The following is an 18,372-nucleotide window of genomic DNA, read 5'->3' as shown; positions in this document are numbered from 1 at the left end:
CGAGCCCAGGCTTCTTCACCGCAAAACGACGGAATACGGTGAAAAACCCTGGGCTCGATGGCGAGGGGCTAGACGAACGCGGCCTGGCCGGTGATCGAGCGGCCGACGATGAGGGTGTTCATCTCGCGGGTGCCCTCGTAGGAGTACAGCGCCTCTGCGTCGGCGAAGAAGCGGGCGACGTCGTAGTCGATCACGATGCCGTTCCCGCCGAGGATCTCGCGGCACCAGGCGACGGTCTCGCGCATCCGCGCGGTGGCGAACGCCTTGGCCAGGGCGGAGTGCTCGTCGCGCTGCTGCCCGGCGTCGAGCATCTCAGAGACGCGGGTGCAGAGGGCGATGGATGCGGTGATGTTGCCGAGCGACTTGACCAGCAGATCCTGGATGAGCTGGTGCGCCCCCAGAGGCTTGCCGAACTGTACGCGCTCCTTGGCGTACTTGACCGCTGCCTCGTATGCGCCGATTGCGACGCCGACAGCCGCCCAGGCGACCTCGGCACGGGTGAGGCGGAGCACGGCGGCGGTGTCTTTGAAGGAGTTGGCGTTCTGCAGCCGCAGCGACTCAGGCACGACCACGTTCTCGAGGGTGATGTCGGCGTTCTGGACCATGCGGAGCGACTGCTTGCCCTCGATCTTGGTCGCCGTGTATCCGGGCGTCGAAGTCGGGACGATGAAACCCTTCACCTGGCCGTCTTCAGCGCTCTTCGCCCAGATGATCGTGATGTCACTGAATGTGGCGTTGCCGATCCAGCGCTTCGAACCGTTCAGAACCCAGTTGTCCCCGTCGCGCGTCGCGACCGTGCGGAGACCCTGCGCGGAGTCCGAACCGGACAGCGGCTCGGTGAGGCCGAACGCGCCCAGCACCTCGCCGCTGGCGAGCTTCGGCAGCCACTCCGCCTTCTGCTCGTCGGAGCCGCAGACGCCGATGGCGCCGAGCGCGAGACCGTTCTGCACACCCACGTAGGTGCTGACGGAGGCATCCACCCTGGCGAGCTCGAGCGCGACCCAGCCGCGGAACACGGCCGAGTTCTCGAACTGAGCCGTCTCGGGGAAGCCGAGTCCGATCGTGCCCGTCTTGTGCAGACCCTCGACGATCTGGTGCGGGAACTCCGCGCGCTCCCAGTGCTCGTTCACGATCGGCTTCACCTCGGTTTCGAGGTAGACCCTGAGGTTCGCGAGGAAGTCCTTCTCCGTGGTGCTGAGAAGGTCCTCGTATCCGTAGAAATCGCTGGCGAGGGTCTCGAAGGACATTGCGGCTCCATTGCGTCGTTCGGCGGGATGACGGGTCGGCCGGCACAAGGCAGGCGACCAGCGTCAGCCTAGGGAGACGGAATCGGTGCGCAAAAGCGATTGGTAGTTTGGTCTAACGAATCGAAAGGGACCACGACGGATGTTTGTGCGCATCGGCAATACCCCCCGCGACTACGCCTGGGGTTCCACCACCGCCATCGCCGGGCTCCTCGGCACGACGCCGAGCGGCAAGCCGGAGGCCGAGCTGTGGCTGGGCGCGCATCCAGGATCGCCGTCGGTGATCGTCGACCCGTCGCAGACCGGGGGCGCCGCCGACCTCGCGGCCTGGACGGCCGCCGACCCCCAGACCTCCCTCGGGCAACCGGATGCGCACCTCCCGTACCTGCTGAAGGTGCTGGCCGCAGCCGGTCCCCTCTCCCTGCAGGCGCATCCATCGTCCGAGCAGGCAGCGGCAGGGTTCGCACGGGAGAATGCCGACGGCATCCCGCTCGACTCCCCCGAACGCAACTACAAGGACCCGTTCCACAAGCCGGAGCTGATCTACGCGCTCAGCGATACCTTCGACGCGCTCTGCGGGTTCCGCGACGTCGCCAGAAGCGCCGCGCTCTTCTCCGCGCTGGCCGAGACGGCGGAGGACGGCGAGCAGGCCGTCATCGCCGCGTTCGCCGCGACACTGGCCGGCGGACCGGCCGCGGCGCCGACCGTCGTGCTCCGCACCGCCACCGAATGGCTGCTCGGAGGCGACCCGGCGGTCGGAGAGCTCGTCGGAGCGGTCGTCGCCACGGCCACCGCGATCGAGCCGGACCCCGACGGCGACGACCTCGCCGTCGCCGCCGACACTGTCCGGATGCTCGCCGAGGCGTTCCCTGGAGACCCCGGCATCGTGCTCGCCCTGCTGCTCAACCGGGCGACCCTGCGCCCCGGCGAGGTGCTCTACCTCCCGGCAGGGAACATCCACGCGTACCTGCGCGGGCTCGGCATCGAGCTCATGGCCGCCTCCGACAACGTGCTGCGCGGCGGCCTGACGCCGAAGCGGATCGACGTTCCCGAGCTGGTGAGCATCCTCGACTTCCGCCCGATCGTCGCGACGCCGATGGCCGCAGAGCACCCGGCGCCCGGCGTCGACGTGTTCCGCCCTGACGTGCCGGACTTCGCCCTCGACCATGTGACGGTCGGCTCGGCCACGCCGTCCACGCGCATCCACCTGCCCGGCGCCGCCATCGCGATCTGCACCGCAGGCTCCGTGGAGCTCGCCGGTGCGCACGGCGGCCTGACACTCGCGCGCGGCGAGTCCGTCTTCATCACGCCGGACGAGGCAGCGGTCACCGTCTCCGGCGACGGAACGGTGTTCGTCGCCACACCGAACGCCTGAATCGCCGTCCGCTAGTCTTCCCAACGTGACCTCCGCTCCCTCCGCTTCGTCCGTCAGAGCACGCGTCGCCGCCGCCGCGTCCGGCACGGGCGTCGCGGCGTTCGCGACCCTGCTGCTGTTCACGCTGTTCGCGGGCGACTTCTGGCGGAACCTGATCAGTTGGCCCGCATACTTCGTACTGGCGGGCCTCCTCGCCGCGGGCAGCATCGTGATCCTGGTGCGAACGCGCCCGGCCTTCCACTGGCGCAGGCTGCCGAGGATGCTCGTGCTTTTCCTGCTGCTGGCGACGGTCTCGATCGCGTGGTCGGCATACCCCGGCGCGAGCGCGCTCGGCGTCTTCGCCCAGTACGCGACGACGGCGGGTGCGGTGTTCCTGGCGCTCTGCCTCGACTGGTCTCAGCTCCTGCGCGCCCTGTCCAACGCGTTCCGCTGGATCCTCGGCCTGTCGCTGCTGTTCGAGTTCATCGTGGCCGCGTTCGTGCGGCATCCCGTGCTGCCGTTCTGGGCCGAGTACCCGTCCGGCAAGCTGCCTGCCGCGTTCTACTGGAGCAGGGGGCTGCTGTTCCACGGCGGGCAGATCCAGGGCATCCAGGGCAACAGCAACCTGCTGGCGATGGTGGCGCTGCTGGCCGTGATCGTGTTCGCGATCCAGCTCGCCGACCGCACCGTGCGCCGCGGGGCAGGGATCACCTGGCTGGTGATCGCCGTGCTGACCCTCGCCCTCACCCGCTCCTCCACGGTCATCGTCGCCGGTCTCGCCACTGCGGTCGTGCTCGCCTTCGCCCTGTGGATGCGCAGGGTCGCGCCCGACCGGCGCAGCCCTGTCTACCTCACCGCCGCCGGGCTCGTCGTGGTCGCGGGCGGTCTGCTGATCGCGTTCGCCCCGCGCATCCCCGCCCTGTTCGGCAAGAGCGAGGACCTGACAGGCAGGCTGGACATCTGGCACGCCGTGATCGGGCTCGCGCAGGAGCGCCCTGCGTTCGGCTGGGGCTGGGTGAGCTACTGGGCGCCGTGGGTCGAGCCGTTCAAGGGTCTCGCCGTCCGCAACCACGTGCAGTATCTGCAGGCGCACAACGCCTGGCTGGATGTGTGGCTGCAGCTCGGCATCGTGGGCCTGATCGTCTTCATCCTCCTGGTCGCGACCACGCTCGGCCGCTCCTGGTTCTTCGCCGTCGACCGGCCGCGCACCACCGTCGCCGACACGCAGCCGTACACGGCGCTCGGCCTGCTGCCGCTGCTGCTGATCGCCGCCCTCATCGCGCAGAGCGCCGCGGAGAGCCGCATCCTGATCGAAGCGGGCTGGGCGATGCTCGTCGTGCTCTCCGTGAAGACGAAGCAGACCACACCGTAGGATTGCGTTCATGGCCGCGACCCGTCGAACCCTGGTCCCCGTCGCGGTGACCGAGTTCCTGGGTTCTGCGCGGTTCAACTCCGCCCTGTCGCTCGTGGCGGTCGGCGTCGGGTTCTCGACGCACGCGGTCCGGGCCGTCATCGGCTGGCCAGGCCTCATCGGCGCTCTCGCGGTCGTCGTGGTGCTCGCTGCGCTGTCGTTCATCGCGCAGCGGAAGCTGATCGAGTGGCACGGCCTGCTTCCCATCTCGATCCTGCTGTTCGTCGGCTGGTGTGCCGTCTCGATCTTCTGGAGCACGTACCAGTGGGCGACGCTCGCCGGGGTGATCTACCAGCTCAGCTTCGCGTTCCTCGCCGTCTATATCGCTCTGGTGCGGGATGCGATCCAGATCGTGCGCGTCGTCGGCGACGTGCTGCGGGTGCTGCTGACCGCATCCCTGGCGTTGGAGGTGCTGAGCGGGATCCTCCTCGACCTGCCGATCCGGTTCCTCGGCATCCAGGGCAACATCGCGCTCGGCGGGCCGATCCAGGGACTGTTCGGCTCGCGCAATGCGCTCAGCATCGTGGCGCTGATCGCGTTCGTGACGTTCCTGGTGGAGCTCCGCACCCGCTCGGTGCGCGCACCCCTGGCCGCAGTCTCCATCTCGCTCGCCGTGCTCTGTCTGCTGTTCGCGCACTCCCCCGTGATCGCGGCGGTGGCGGTCGTCGTCGGCCTCGCGACCCTCGCTCTGTTCGCGCTGCGCAAGGTGCCGGCCCACCAGCGGCCCTACTACCAGTGGGGCCTCGCGGTCGTGACGATCGCCGTGCTCGTCTCGGCGTGGATCTACCGCACCAGGGTGATCGACCTGCTGAACGCCAGGGCCGACTTCCAGGTGCGCTACAAGCTGTGGATCCAGATCTGGGAGCTGATCCCCGTCGAGCAGACCGTCGGCTGGGGCTGGGTGGGAAGCTGGCCGACCGAGCTCTACCCGTTCACGGCCATCCAGGCGGCGACGGGCGTCTACCACGCAGACGGTCTCAACGCCTACCTCGACGTCTACCTGCAGGTCGGCATCATCGGGCTGCTGCTGTTCGTCGCGCTGGTCGCCCTGGCGTTCGGCCGCTCCTGGCTGCTCGCCTCCAACAAGCGCAGCGTCGTCTACGCCTGGGCTCCGCTGGTGCTGGTCGCTCTGCTCGTCACGAGCGTGTTCGAGAGCTCGATCCTCGTGGAGGCCGGCTGGCTGCTCCTCGTGATCTGTGCTGTCAAGGCCTCGCAGGGGATGAGCTGGCGGCTTCGGCTGGCACGGCACGACCAGAGCTGACCCGCAGCCAGACCAGGTGCACCGCGAGGCCGACGGCCGGCCCGGATGCGAGGGCGAGCGCCGCCCGGATCGGCAGGTCGATCGGGATGAACAGCACGGCGAGCGAGACGAGCGACGCCACCACCCAGCCCGTCGCGTATCCGCCATGCAGCCCCTTGGCGAGCACGGCGGAGCCGCTGACGCAGAGCGCGCCGATCAGGCCGGACGACGCGATCAGGGCGACGAGCACACCGGCGCCCAGATCGAACTGCGCGCCGAACACGAAGTGCATCACGGGCACACCCCACAGCCAGGCGGCGAGGCACAGCACCACGATCACGGCGGCGATCCCGGCGATGATCGTGAGCATGGTGCGCGTCGCGCGCTCCGGATGGTGCGAGAACTGGCTGACCAGGAAGCTCGACAGCGCCATCAGCGGCACCAGGATGGGCGCGCGCGTCAGCGTGACGGCGAGCACGAGCGATCCGAGGTCGGCGTGGTTCTGCGGTCCGGAGAAGAACGACAGCACCAGGGGGAAGCCGTTGATCAGGATGGCGGTGGCCGACGCCGCCAGCATCGTGCGGCCGGTGTTCGCGACGAGGGCGGAGACGCCGATGGTCACGCGTGCGTTGGCGACGAGAGCCTTCGGGGCGGACGCGAAGACGATCGCCAGCGAGATCGGGAACGGCAGGATGACGGCGACGGCGAGCGCGACCAGGTCGTCGGTGAACGCCAGCACGGCGACGACGCCGATGACGCGCAGCACGCCGTCGAGCGCGACGATGGCCGCGAGCTGCCGCCACATGCCGGCTCCGGCCATGACCCCGGATGCGGCGGCCACCAGACAGTTGAGGCCCGCGCCGATCGCGACGAACCAGGCGAGACCCGCGTTCTGCGCACCGAGGCTCGGCGTCGCCCAGAGCAGGCTGGTCGCCAGCACGGCGAGCACGACCACGACGGCGACCATCGCCGCGAACGACCACATCGAGGTGCGGCGGGTGGCTGAGGCGGCGCGCGCATCCACGGCCGCCTGCGCCTGCATGGCGGTCTGGGCGACGGCCCGCGTCGACTCCTGCTGCAACCCGAACAGGATGCCGACCACCAGGAACAGGGCGGACCAGAACACCGAGAACACGCCGTATCCCGCAGCGCCGACGGAGGTGAAGACCCGCCAGGTGACCACATAGCCCGCGAGCCCGGAGACGACCGTCGCGCCGAGGATCAGAGCGACGGAGGAGCGTCCGCCCGACCCGGCCGGCTGAGACTCCCACTCGTCAGGGATCGGCTCGTTGAGCGGCTCGTAGCTGGTGATGGGAGACTCCAGGGGTGGCATGACAGGATGGATGCTCTGCCGCTAGGCGCGGCAGGCCAACCCTACGACGAAAAGCTCCGAGCGGACGAAACCCTCCACCGTGACCATCGACATCATGATGCCGTTCTACGGCGACCCCGAACTGTTCCGCGACGCCGTGCGCAGCGTGATCGCCCAGACCGACCAGGACTGGCGACTCGTCGTGATCGACGACGTGTACCCGGACACGGAACCCGGCGAGTGGGTGAGCGGGCTGGGCGATGCGCGCATCCACTATCTGCGCAACGAGACCAACCTGGGCGTGAGCGGCAACTTCAACAAATCGGTGGAGCTGGTCGCCAGCGAGCACTTCGTGCTGATGGGCTGCGACGACCTCCTCGAACCCGGCTACGTGGCCAGGCTGCGCGCCGCGATCGCCGCACATCCCACCGGCGCGTACTTCCAGCCGGCGGTGACGGTGATCGGCGATGACGGCGCGCAGACGCTGCCCCTCGCCGACCGGGTGAAATCCTGGTACCGGCCGTCGCACAGCGCGCCGATCGAGCTGAGCGGCGAGAAGCTGGCGGTGAGCCTGCTGCGCGGCAACTGGACGTACTTCCCGTCGATCTGCTGGCGCACGGATGCGGTCCGCCGCCACGGCTTCGACCCCGAGTTCGACGTGGTCCTCGACCTCAAGCTGCAGCTCGACATCGTGCTCGACGGCGGCAGCCTGGTGCTGCTGCCGGACCACGAGTTCCGCTACCGCAGGCACGCGGGCAGCGTCTCCTCCTGGACGGCACAGGACGGCAGCCGCTTCGACGAAGAACGCGCGTTCTTCCTCACCACGGCGACCGTGCTGAAGAAGCGAGGCTGGCGCCGCGCGGCGCGGGTGTCGTCCGCACACTGGTCGTCGCGGCTCAACGCGGCGACGAAGCTGCCGTCTGCGCTGGCCAAGCGCGACGGCGCGGGGATGCGGTCGCTGCTGCGGCACGTGTTCCTGGGGTGGTGACCGCGGGGTGCGTGTGCCGCACCTAGCGGCGGTTCGTGCGCCAGTAACCGGCGATGAGTCGCCCCCGCTGCATGTGCGCCGGCACCCAGCTTCGGTCGGCCCGCGCTGGCGAACCTGCGGCCAGCGGAATGACGGCGGTGTGCCTGACATCCTCTGAGATGCGGTGGACCCTTTCACGCTGGCCCTGGTCGAACGCCGGTGCCATGAGTGACTGCTGGACACGCGGGATGTTCAGGCGCTCGGCGATTGTCGGCCAGAGGTCCACCCCGTCCGACACCGACCGAAGCGACTCGGCCGCCTGGGTCGCCGTCAAGTTGAAGCTGTCGGCGACCTCGAAGAGATTCCTGATGTCACGATTTCGCGGATCGTCCTCGTCGCTGATCGGCCTCGAGTTGATATCGCCGAAGCGGGGTCGCGGGTTCACATCGAAGACGGGCGAGAGTCGCCAGCCGTCGGGAGTGCGAAGAAACCCGTGGTTTCCCCAATGGTCGTCGACGTTGTTGATGAGGATTGTGAGCGCAATCCGCCGGAACATATCGTGGAGGTCTGCAACGGGCTCGCCGCTGGTCTCGGCGATGGTGTCCGCGAATTGCTCGTAGGTGACCCGGACGCCCGTGTCGTGTTTTCCGATCCCGAGTGCCGTCGCCGCCGAGATGTAACCGTAGCGGACCTCGGGGGCGCCACGGTCGAAGCGTTCGACCAGCAGAACTGTCCGATCGTCGCCGGCGCGAACGGCGCGGAAAGGTGAAACCGGAATGCGCGAGCTCTTCGCGATCGTCAACGCCACTGCTTCCCACGCTTCCACGTCGAGCGCGCCATCCTTCGAATGCGGGAGCTTCGCGATCGCGAGTCGTCCGCCGTCGGTGAGAACGTTGGCCTTCGGACGAGCGCCGCCGGGCGACGTCGCCAGACCGTTCAGGTATTCGACATCCTCGTCGCTTGCGCGCTGTTCTTCGTAGCGTTGCGCAGCGCCGACGATCCTGCCGAGGTCGTGGAGGTTCGCGACCCCGTGATCGGACGACAGCCACGTTGGCTCATGCGCCCTCCTGAATCGGAGAGCACCCATCCGTGCGAAGTCGGAGACACCGAGGAGATAGTCAAAATCACCGATCCGACGGGGAAGAGACGGGTCGGCGCGCAGCCTGACGGCGTGGTTGGCTTGGATGAGCCTCTGGCCCCACTCGTCCGGAGATGCGTCGGCGAAGGCCCCGAAGATCACCTGATTCTCTGCCGTGTATGTTCGACCACTGATCAATGGCAACTCCGGGGAGATCTCATAGCGATCCCCTCGTGCGAGGTACTGCGCGTCGTATTCGAATGAAGCACCGGCAAGTGCCCTTCCCCCTTGGAACGACGCTCGCAACGTACCCACGCGCACGGTACCGTTCCCGCCTTCGTCGAGATGGACGTCGACAGAACCTTCATCGCTCACAGGGCGTCGCCTGATCGCAGTATCTCGTCGATCCGAGGACGCGCCGCCTCGCTCGCGTACGGATCGGACGCCTTCACGATCGCGTCGACGATTCCCAGACTCGTAAGAACCGCGAAGACGGAATCGATGCGCGCGGATCCCGATCCGTTCTCGATGTTACTGAGGGTCTCGCGGGTGACGAAGGCGCGCTCTGCCAGTGCAGATGCCGAAAGACCGTTCACCTTCCTCCAACGGGCGAGGTTGGCGCCGAACTCCTTGAGAAGCCGTTCTTGTCGGACTGAGCGACGCTTGACCATGGGACGACCTTCCCTGCTAGCTATAGGTAGCAATTGTTGCACTTTTTGCTAGGTATAGCTAGCAACCAGTGCGACTAGCGGCCTCACCCCCTGACCGGCACCCGCCCAACCACCACCGTCACGTCCGCATCCGGGCAGGTCACTGCGAGCTTCGCAGGAAGTGCCTCGCTCCTGGTGCGGATGGTCACGCCGTCGCCCCACGCTTTCACGGCAGAGCACACGTCTTTCACCGACGTGGTGTCGAGGTAGTACGAGTATGGGCGGATCGGGTCCGTGCCGCCGGTCGCCGACGCTCCGAGGAGCCAGAGGTTGGCGAAGCCGTCCGCTTTCCAGTCGAAGTAGCCGACGAGCATGTTCTTCGCATCCGCGGGGTCGTCGAGCGCGAACATCGTCGGGAGGACGTCGTCTCCGGATGCGACCCCCTCACCCGCGAGGATGTCGGCGTACGGGAGGAGCGAGCCGAACGTCGGCGGCTTCGGGAGGACGCTCGCCGCCACTGACACGATCGCGACGAGCACCCCGGCCGTCGCGGCCACCCGCGGCCAGACCGCGAGCTCGACGCGGGACAGGCGTTCGAGCGCGAGGCCGATCGCGACCACGAGCAGGAGGATGCCGCCGAACCAGACCAGCTTGGCCGGGTAGTAGCCCCACCAGTACGCGGCGGCCTGCACCTGCGTGCCGAGGTAGGCGTACAGCCCGGCGAAGGCGACCGACACCGTGACCACGCCGACCAGGTCCGCCCTCGTGCCCGCCGTGCGGGCGGTGACAGCGGCGACGGCGACGCACAGGCCGATCAGGATGAAGAGCAGCGCGGGGGTCACCGGCGCCATCGAGCCGCCCTGCGCGAGCGCTCCCTGGTCGCGGCGCAGATCCCGCAGCGAGACGAGCACACCGTATGCGAGCACTTGCACGGCAGCGACCCCGAGGATCGTCCAGGACAGCCAGCCGTACGAACGGGGGCGGCGCACGATGTGGCGCACGGCCAGCACGGCGGCGAGCGCGAGCGGGACGATGGCGAGGAACGCCCACAGCGCGAGCAGAGCCGTCGTCATCGCGAGCAGGAGCGCGACCGCGATCACGGGCGCCCTGGGCGCAGCCCGCCAGGCGAGCCAGCTTGCCAGCAGGCAGGCGACCGTCGGCATCACGTTGTAGAACCCGAACTCGAACGAGAACCCGGCGACGAACCAGGATGCGATCAGCGCCGACCCGAGGACAGCCCCGATCGCGCGGAACACGGGATGCTCCGGCCGGATCATCTGCGCGATCACGAGACCGGCGAGCAGACTGGTGATCACCGTCGCCAGCGCGAACACCCCGGCCATCGCCGCGATGTCGTGCTGGAACAGGTCGGTCGTCGCGATCCCCGCCCGACCCGGTGCCATGCCGGCGGCGAGCAGGATCGCGGTCATCGGCGACGAGTTCGGGTGCAGCGAGGGGATGAGGCCGCGGTCGTCGAGCAGGAAGCGCGCGGACACCAGGTTCCACACCGCGTCGCTGCGCATCGCCCAGGAGAGCGCGTTGCCGTCGCGCAGAGCGGGCAGGATCGCGAAGACGCCGCCGACCATGGCGGGGACCACCGCAGCGGGAAGGACGCCCCACCAGACCGTCCGGCCTGGCAGCTTCAGCCGGTCGCCGCTAGCGGCCACGAGCACCAGCCCGACGAGGGCGATGAGGACGAAGACGAGCAGATTGCCCGTGAAGACGCCGAGCCCGATCCGGTGGAAGACCCGGATCGCGAACGCTTCGACAGCCAGCGGCACGGCGACGGCGGAGACGACGCCGAGGCTCCAGCCGCCGAACGCAGCGACACCTGCGGCCAGGCACAGCGCGGACGCCGCGGCCAGGATCCACACCGTCCAGCCTGCGCCGACAGCCACCAAGCCCGCGGCAACGGCGATGAGCAGCGCGCCCACCACCCACCAGCGGGAAGCGGGGCGACGGGTGATATCGTCCACTTGTTCCTCTCCGATGGAACCCGGTTGTCCGAGAACCGAACCTACCTCACGCGCTGGGCCGTCGGCCATCCGCAGGGCGACGGAACCGGAGCACGACCGGAGCACGACAGACCGGCGCGACGACAGACCGGCACGACGACAGGACGGTGCATGACCAAGCACGACGGGCACGTCCGCCCCGCCCGCCGCCCGCTCACCGTGTTCGGCATCGCCTTCGGGCTGCTGTTCCTCCTCATGGCGAGTTTCTCCGTCGCGACCCCGCAGGGCGCGAGCCCGGACGAGCCGGCACACGCCATCCGCGCATACGCCGCCGCGCACGGCGAGCTCTTCGGCCCGGACTCGGCGAGCATCCCCGGCACCATCGACCAGACCGTGTCCACCTACTTCGCCAAGCTCGAGTCGCACATGCCGTGCTTCAAGAGGAACGTCGCGGTCACCCCCTCCTGCGTCGCCCCCGTCGAGAACCAGGATGCGCCGACCACCGGCCACACCTCCACCACGGTCAACACCCCCGTCTTCTATCTGCTCGTCGGCTGGCCGACCGCGTTCCTCGACGGCGCGAAGGGGCTGTACGGGATGCGGCTGGTCAATGCCCTGCTCTGCTCCGCCCTGCTTGCACTCGCGTTCACGGCGCTTCGCGCGATCCCCCGCGCTCGCTGGGCGCTGGCGGGTCTCGCGGTCGGCGTCACGCCGATGGTGCTCTTCCTCTCCGGGACGCTCAACCCGAACGGGATCGAGGTCGCCGCGTCCGCCGCGGCGTTCGCGCTCCTACTGCTGACGTTCGGGACCCCCGCCGTCGGCCGCCGGCTGGTGCTGCGCATCCTGGGCATCGTTGTGGTGAGCCTGCTGCTGGTGAACACCAGGAGCATCGCGATGCTGTGGCTGGCGCTCGCGTTCGTGATCGCGCTGCTGCTCGGCAGGCGGGAGGTGCTGCGCACCGTGTTCCGCTCCTGGCTGACCTGGGTGGGCATCGTCGTGATCGGCGCCGTCGCGATCGCCGCAGCACTGTTCTATCTGCGCCCGCGCTCGCTGACCCCCGGGTACGCACCGGTGGGGGCGGGAAGCAGTTGGTGGCAGGGCTTCTCGAACACGCTCGACAACACGTTCAGCTTCATGGTCGGCTGGATCGCCCAGTTCGGCTGGCTGGAGATCCCCGCCCCGGCGCTCACGGTGGCCGTGTGGGCGACGATCGGCGGCATGGTCATCCTGCTCGGCTCGACGCTCGGGCCGCGCAACGTGAAGATCGGCGCTCTGCTCCTCGGACTGGCGATCGTGTTCGTCCCACCGTTCTCGCAGGCCGCGGTCATCCACGACGCCGGATACATCTGGCAGGGCAGGTACACGATCGCGCCCGCCGTGCTCCTCGCCGTGCTCGCCGGGATCGGGCTCGACCACGCGCTCCCGGTCGCGGACAAGCGACTCACCGCCGTGATGCGCGTCTCCGTCGTGCTGCTCGGCATCGCCCAGCTCGCCGCGTTCCTCTGGATGCTCCGCCGCTACGTCACCGGATTGCAGCAGAACCTCACCTGGATCGACATGCTCAGGGCGCCGCAGTGGCAACCGCCAGGCGGCTGGGTCCCCGTCACGGTCGTCTTCGCGATCGCGACGGGACTGGCGGTCTGGCTGCTGATCAGGACCCTCAGCAGGACATGCGACAATGGGGAACCGACAGAGGCCGTCCTTCCCGACCGGCCGAGCGCACCCCCTCTGACGCCCACACCGATCTAGTACGTTGACTTCCATGCCCTTCGATCTCTCTCAGACGCTGATCGTGATGCCCGCCTTCAACGAGGAGGCATCCGTCGCAGACGTCGTCACCGAGGTCTACGCCAAGCTGCCAGGCGTGACCTGCCTCGTCGTCGACGACGGCTCGACGGACGAGACGGCACGCATCGCCAAAGAGGCAGGGGCACTCGTCGCATCCATGCCGTTCAACATGGGGGTCGGCGGCGCCATGCGCCTCGGCTTCCAGTTCGCTCGCGACAACGATTTCTCCGTCGCCGTGCAGATCGACGCAGACGGCCAGCACGACCCAGGCAACGTTCCCTCGCTGCTCGCCGCCCTCGGCGATGCCGACCTGGTGATCGGCGCACGGTTCTCCGGCCAGGGCGACTACGAGGTCCGCGGCCCGCGCCGCTGGGCCATGAACGTGCTCTCGACGGTGCTGAGCCGCGTCGTGAACACGCGTCTCAACGACACCACCAGTGGGTTCAAGGCCAACGGCCCGCGCGCGATCGACCTGTTCGCGCACTCGTTCCCCGCCGAATACCTCGGAGACACCGTCGAGGCGCTGGTGATCGCCGCCCGCGGCGGCCTGCGGGTCGCCCAGGTGCCCACGTCGATGCGTCCGAGGGCGGGAGGTCAGCCGTCGCACAACCCGATCAAGGCGGCCGTCTACCTGGCCCGCGCCTTCATCGCCCTCGTCGTCGCACTCATGCGCCCCCGCACCGCCATCAAGGAAACGGCAACGGCCTGACCATGTCGATCACCAGCTACATCTTCGGAATCCTCGCCGCCCTGCTCACCCTCGGGGTGGTCATCGAGATGCTGCGACGCGGTCGGATGCGCGAACGTCACGCGATCTGGTGGCTGGTCGCCGGCGTCCTGGCGCTCATCATCGGCGTCTTCCCGAGCATCCTGGACTGGCTGGCCGGTCTGATCGGCGTCGGAGCACCCGTCAACCTCGTGTTCTTCGTGAGCATCGCCGTGCTGTTCCTGGTCTGCATCCAGCACAGCTCGGAACTGACCACCCTGGAGAGCAAGACCCGCACCCTCGCCGAGCGCAGCGCGCTGCACGAGCTGAGGATCGCCGAGCTGGAGCAGCGCATCGCCGCACTCAGCGACGAAAAGGAGTAGCACCCGGTGAGCACCACCGACACCACGCCGTCCGCCGGCTCGCTCTCGACCGCCCAGGAACAGAGCTCAGGCGAACGGCCGAGGATCTGGCGCGCGTTCCTGGTGGTCTGGGTGCTGCTCTCCGCCCTGTGCGCGAGCTGGGCCGTCGCGACGCCGATCGGGGCGTCTCCGGACGAGCCGGCGCACATCGTCAAGGCGGCGAGCGTCGCACGCGGCCAGTTCATCGGAACGCCGTCCGCCGACGGCCACCGGGTCACCGTCCCGGCCTACGTCGCGCGTACTCAGGACGACACCTGCTTCGCCTTCCACCAGGAGCGACCGGCCGCGTGCGGGCTCGCCCCGCTGGCCGACCCCGGCGCACTCACCACGTCGTACACGACCGCCGGCCTGTACAACCCGGTCTACTACCTGCTCGTCGGCTGGCCGACGCTGCTGCTGCACGACACGTCCGGCATCTACGCGATGCGGATCGTCAGCGGCGTCGTCACAGCGCTCTTCGCCGCGCTCGCGTTCGCCGTGCTCTGGGGGCTGCGAAGGCGCGCCATCCCGGTGCTGGGCTTTGCGGTCGCGGTGACGCCGATGCTGCTGTTCCTCGGCGGCTCCGTCAACCCGAACGGCGTCGAAGCGACGGCCACCCTCGCCGTGTTCGCCGGAATCCTCGCCGTCGTGCTCGACCCCGACCGCTCCCGGCTGCTGTCGCGCTCGATGATCGTGCTGGCGAGCGGGGCGGTCGCGGTCAACACCCGCGGACTGTCGCCGCTCTGGGTGCTGCTGGCCATCCTCATCCCGTTCGTGCTCGTTCCGTGGCGGGATGTGCTCGCTTTGCTGAGGAAGCCGGCGGTGATCGCCGCGGCAGTCGGCGTCGTGCTCGCCACGCTCGCGGCGCTGGCGTGGACGCTCGGCACCAACTCCCTGTACAACGCCGTAGAGAATCCCGACCAGACTCCGCAGAGCTTCATCGGCGTCGGCACCAACCCGCTGAGCGGCTTCTTTATCACGCTCGTGCGCACCGCCGAATACGGTCACGGCCTGATCGGCATCTTCGGCTGGCTCGACACCCCCGCGCCGCCGGAGGTGTACTTCATCTGGGCCGCCCTGATCGGCATCGTGCTTGTGGCCGCCCTCGTGCTGCTGCGATCCAGGATGCTCGCCTTCGCCTGGGTGCTCTTCGGCGCGTTCATCCTTCTCCCGCCCATCGTGCAGGCCGCGTACATCACCGGCGGCGGCGTGATCTGGCAGGGCAGGTACAACATGCCGCTGTTCCTCTGCCTGATCGTCGGCCTCTCCGTCGTGCTGGCCACGCGCATCCCCGCGGACTGGTCGACGGCGACCTGGCGGCGCCTCGCCTGGCTCGTCGTGATCGTGCTCGCGTTCGGGCAGGTGTACGCGTTCGAGAACACACTGCGCCGGTACTCGGTGACGCCGATCGGATCGCTGAAACAGTTCCTGTTCGGCACCCCGCCGTGGGCTCCCCCTGGCGGGAACCTGCTGCTGCTCGTGGTGTTCGCCGCACTCGTCGTCGTTGCGGCCTGGCTGGTGCTCCGGGCTGTGCGCGGGGTCGCGGACGCCGACAAGCCGGTCACCCCGGTGGATGCGCCTGCCGCGATCTGACCATCCGGTCCGATATCTTTACCTCATGGGAAACCCACAGGCGGGCGGCGACACGGTTGCGCCGACCGCCCGCCCGGACCGCCAGCGCCGCTCCATCCCGCTGACCGCGTTCTTCGGAGCCTGGGCTGTGCTGTTCGCGCTGACGACCGCGTGGGTGTTCGCGACCCCGCCGTCCGCCTCCCCGGACGAGCCCGCCCACATCGTGCGCGCGGCGAGCGTGGTCCGCGGAGAGCTGGTGGGCACGCCATCGCAGAGCGGCCACATCGTGACCGTTCCGCGCTACATCGCCGAGTCGCACGCGGTCACCTGCTTCGCGTTCAACCCCGCCGTGACGGCGAACTGCGCGTTCACGCCAGGCGCAGACCCGTGGCAGAGCGTCCAGGCGCCGACCACGGCCGGGCTGTACAACCCGCTCTACTACGCCGTCGTCGGTCTTCCCTCCCTGGTCTTCCACGACGCGGGCGGAATCTATGCCATGCGCATCCTGAGCGCCCTGCTGACGACGCTGTTCGCCGCTCTCGCGTTCGCCATCGTGTTCACGATGCGCAAACGCCGGATGCCGTTGCTCGCGTTCGCCGTGGCCGTCACTCCGATGCTGCTCTTCCTCGGCGGATCGGTGAACCCGAGCGCCGTCGAGGCGACGGCCACCCTCGCCGTGTTCTGCGGAATGCTCGCGATCACGCTCTCCCCCGACCCCGCCCGCCTCACCGGCCGGGCTGTGGTGGTGATGGCCGGAGCTGTCGTGGCCGTCAACTCCCGCGGACTGTCGCCGCTGTGGGTGGCGCTCGCCCTCGTGATCCCCCTGCTGCTGCTCACCGGCCGGGATGCGCTGATCGCCCTGCTCAAGCGACGTGCCGTCATCGTGCTGATCGCGGTGGTCGCGGCGGGAACCATCGCGGCCGGCCTGTGGACCGTCGGCACCAACTCGCTCGCGAACGCCATCGAGCATCCAGACCAGGCGCTGTCCTTCCCCGGCATCGGCTCGTCGCCGCTCGTCGGCTTCCAGAAGGTCTTCGTCGGCACCATCGGATACAGCCAGGGCCTCGTCGGCCTGTTCGGCTGGCTCGACACCCCGGCCCCCGACGCCGTGCTCTACCTGTGGGGGCTCGCCATCGGCGCCATCGCGGTCGGTGCGGTGGTCGTCCTCCGACGCCGCCGCCTGCTCGTCGCGTGGCTGCTCGTCGCCGCCTTCCTGCTCTGCCCCGCGCTGGTGCAGGCCGCGTACATCCACGGAGGAGGGATGATCTGGCAGGGGCGGTACAACCTGCCGCTGTTCCTCTGCCTCGTCGTGGGGTTGGCGGCGCTGCTCGGCGACGTCGCGTTCGTGCGAGCCTCGTACGCGTGGCGGCGGATCGCCGTGATCGTGGTGATCGGCGCCGCCGGAGCGCAGTTCTGGGCGTTCGAGGCGACGCTCCGCCGTTACGCGGTGGGATCCAACGGTTCGATGCGCTCGTACCTGTTCGGGCAACCGGCGTGGGCTCCGCCCGGCGGCGTCTGGCTCTGGCTGGCCGTCTTCGCCGTGCTGCTGGTGGCGGCCGCGGTGCTTCTGCTGCACGTGTCCGCGTGGTCGCGCCAGTCGGAGGAGACCGTGGATGCTGTCCCGGCGTCGCCCGCGCAGCCGGCGGAGCAACCGGCTGCTCAGGAAGGAGCCCGGCCGCAGGAGCAGGAACCGCAGCCGAGCCTCACGCCGGCTGGAACAGGTCTCTGACCACGTCCATCCATCCCTGGCTCGCCAGCCTCGGATAGTCGCCGCCCGCGGCGAGCCTGAGCACAGGCACGAACCGTCGCAGCCGGTTGGCGGGAAGCGCAGCGCGCGTCGCCTCGAACGCCGCCTTGCGCTCGGCGAGCGCGGCCTTCGACGAGTCGACGCCGTCCGCTCCCCGCAGGCTGTCGGCCAGGATGCGCGAGCGCTCGGCGAGCATCCTGTTGCGGTCGCCTCGAGCTCCGAGCACCCTGCGGATCTTGTGGCCGATGGTCGGGTCGCCTGCTCCGATCTGGTTGGCCGCGTGCCGCCGGTAGCGCGTCAGCGGCTCCTCGCTCAGGTCGAGCATGTCGCGCGCGGCGGCCTGGATCGCCAGCCACTCGTCATGCACCCACGCCGCGGGGAAAGGCCCGCACGCCGCCACGAGGTCGCGGTGCACCATCGCCGTCGCGCCCGTCGCGATGTTGCGTCGGACGAAGACCGAGAACGCCCGCCCGGAGTGGACCGCCTGCCGGTCCTCGTCCGACACCTCCAGCGCCCCGAAGATCGTGCCTCCGGTCGGAGCGCCGTCGTCGTCGATCAGGGTGGCGTCCGTGTGCAGGAAGCCGAGCCCTGGCCGCGCGTCGAACATCCCGACCAGCTTCTCCAGCTTGCGTGGCTCCCACTCGTCGTCCTGGTCGCACAGCGCGATCAGCTCACCGGTGGATGCGCGCAGCGCCCGCTCGAAGTTCGCCGTCACCCCCAGCGGGGTCGCGTTGCGCAGCAGCACGACCTCCGGGTTCCATCCCGTGGCCGTCTCGTGCGCCCGCAGCTCCTCCTCCAGCATCGCGATCGTCGCGTCCGTCGAGCCGTCGTCGGAGACGACGAGCTGCGTCGGAGGAACCGTCTGCGCGAGCACGCTGGCGAGCTGTCTGCGGATGTACCTGGCGCCGTTGAACGTGCAGAGCGCGACCGAGACCGTGCGCGCCACG

At 69.1% G+C, this 18,372-nt stretch carries 15 protein-coding genes; 9 read left to right on the top strand and 6 right to left on the bottom strand.

All coding sequences use genetic code 11. From position 1 onward, the window contains the following. Window positions 1–68 precede the first annotated feature (68 nt). Entirely contained in the window at window positions 69–1,247 is a 1,179-nt protein-coding gene (locus tag ACYVGI_RS16745) for an acyl-CoA dehydrogenase family protein (RefSeq protein WP_460633721.1), read from the bottom strand. A gap of 139 nt (window positions 1,248–1,386) precedes the next feature. On the opposite strand from ACYVGI_RS16745, the gene manA reads away from it, so the two are divergent. Genes manA through ACYVGI_RS16730 form a run of 3 tightly spaced genes read left to right on the top strand, consistent with a single transcriptional unit; the run spans window position 1,387 to window position 5,270 of the window. Continuing rightward, complete coding sequence (manA, locus tag ACYVGI_RS16740; RefSeq protein ID WP_460633720.1) at window positions 1,387–2,619, top strand: mannose-6-phosphate isomerase, class I; 1,233 nt, start codon at window positions 1,387–1,389, stop codon at window positions 2,617–2,619. Window positions 2,620–2,644: 25 nt separating this feature from the next. Next, entirely contained in the window at window positions 2,645–3,970 is a 1,326-nt protein-coding gene (locus ACYVGI_RS16735; RefSeq protein ID WP_460633719.1) for an O-antigen ligase family protein, read from the top strand. A gap of 10 nt (window positions 3,971–3,980) precedes the next feature. Then, on the top strand, window positions 3,981–5,270 hold the full coding sequence (locus tag ACYVGI_RS16730; RefSeq protein WP_460633718.1) for an exopolysaccharide production protein: 1,290 nt from the start codon (window positions 3,981–3,983) through the stop codon (window positions 5,268–5,270). Here ACYVGI_RS16730 and ACYVGI_RS16725 read toward each other — a convergent pair. Further along, the gene (locus ACYVGI_RS16725) at window positions 5,212–6,582 is read right to left on the bottom strand and encodes a lipopolysaccharide biosynthesis protein (RefSeq protein ID WP_460633717.1); all 1,371 of its coding nucleotides are present in this window, start codon (window positions 6,580–6,582) and stop codon (window positions 5,212–5,214) included. The two genes, ACYVGI_RS16730 and ACYVGI_RS16725, sit on opposite strands and share 59 nt — an antisense overlap. 79 nt (window positions 6,583–6,661) lie before the next feature. Here ACYVGI_RS16725 and ACYVGI_RS16720 point away from each other — a divergent pair, with 79 nt between their 5' ends. Beyond that, complete coding sequence (locus ACYVGI_RS16720) at window positions 6,662–7,549, top strand: glycosyltransferase family 2 protein (protein WP_460633716.1); 888 nt, start codon at window positions 6,662–6,664, stop codon at window positions 7,547–7,549. Between the two features lie 22 nt (window positions 7,550–7,571). Here the strand turns inward: ACYVGI_RS16720 and ACYVGI_RS16715 are convergent, their stop codons facing one another. The 3 genes from ACYVGI_RS16715 to ACYVGI_RS16705 form a co-directional block, all read right to left on the bottom strand. Beyond that, window positions 7,572–8,981 (bottom strand): type II toxin-antitoxin system HipA family toxin, encoded by a 1,410-nt coding sequence (locus tag ACYVGI_RS16715; protein ID WP_460633715.1) that lies wholly within the window; start codon window positions 8,979–8,981, stop codon window positions 7,572–7,574. Then, the gene (locus ACYVGI_RS16710) at window positions 8,978–9,277 is read right to left on the bottom strand and encodes a helix-turn-helix domain-containing protein (RefSeq protein WP_460633714.1); all 300 of its coding nucleotides are present in this window, start codon (window positions 9,275–9,277) and stop codon (window positions 8,978–8,980) included. The genes ACYVGI_RS16715 and ACYVGI_RS16710 overlap by 4 nt, the downstream gene beginning before the upstream one ends. 83 nt (window positions 9,278–9,360) lie before the next feature. Continuing rightward, window positions 9,361–11,232, bottom strand: coding sequence for a hypothetical protein (locus ACYVGI_RS16705; protein ID WP_460633713.1), 1,872 nt, complete (start codon window positions 11,230–11,232; stop codon window positions 9,361–9,363). A gap of 24 nt (window positions 11,233–11,256) precedes the next feature. Here ACYVGI_RS16705 and ACYVGI_RS16700 point away from each other — a divergent pair, with 24 nt between their 5' ends. The 5 genes from ACYVGI_RS16700 to ACYVGI_RS16680 are packed head-to-tail and all read left to right on the top strand — an operon-like array spanning window position 11,257 to window position 17,407. Beyond that, entirely contained in the window at window positions 11,257–12,960 is a 1,704-nt protein-coding gene (locus tag ACYVGI_RS16700) for a DUF2142 domain-containing protein (RefSeq protein WP_460633712.1), read from the top strand. Window positions 12,961–12,973: 13 nt separating this feature from the next. Beyond that, the gene (locus ACYVGI_RS16695; protein ID WP_460633711.1) at window positions 12,974–13,708 is read left to right on the top strand and encodes a glycosyltransferase family 2 protein; all 735 of its coding nucleotides are present in this window, start codon (window positions 12,974–12,976) and stop codon (window positions 13,706–13,708) included. A 2-nt stretch (window positions 13,709–13,710) separates the two neighbouring features. Then, window positions 13,711–14,088: a DUF2304 family protein gene (locus ACYVGI_RS16690; protein ID WP_460633710.1), complete on the top strand. Its 378-nt coding sequence runs from the start codon at window positions 13,711–13,713 to the stop codon at window positions 14,086–14,088. A 6-nt stretch (window positions 14,089–14,094) separates the two neighbouring features. Continuing rightward, window positions 14,095–15,699, top strand: a complete 1,605-nt coding sequence (locus tag ACYVGI_RS16685; RefSeq protein ID WP_460633709.1) for a DUF2142 domain-containing protein — start codon at window positions 14,095–14,097, stop codon at window positions 15,697–15,699. Between the two features lie 25 nt (window positions 15,700–15,724). Then, window positions 15,725–17,407, top strand: coding sequence for a DUF2142 domain-containing protein (locus tag ACYVGI_RS16680; protein ID WP_460633708.1), 1,683 nt, complete (start codon window positions 15,725–15,727; stop codon window positions 17,405–17,407). On the opposite strand, the gene ACYVGI_RS16675 is transcribed toward ACYVGI_RS16680, so the two are convergent. Next, window positions 17,382–18,371 (bottom strand): glycosyltransferase family 2 protein, encoded by a 990-nt coding sequence (locus tag ACYVGI_RS16675; RefSeq protein ID WP_460633707.1) that lies wholly within the window; start codon window positions 18,369–18,371, stop codon window positions 17,382–17,384. The two genes, ACYVGI_RS16680 and ACYVGI_RS16675, sit on opposite strands and share 26 nt — an antisense overlap. Between the last annotated feature and the right edge of the window lies 1 nt (window position 18,372).

The organism is Leifsonia lichenia (genome assembly GCF_054780215.1).
This window is presented reverse-complemented; position numbering and strand designations above follow the sequence as displayed.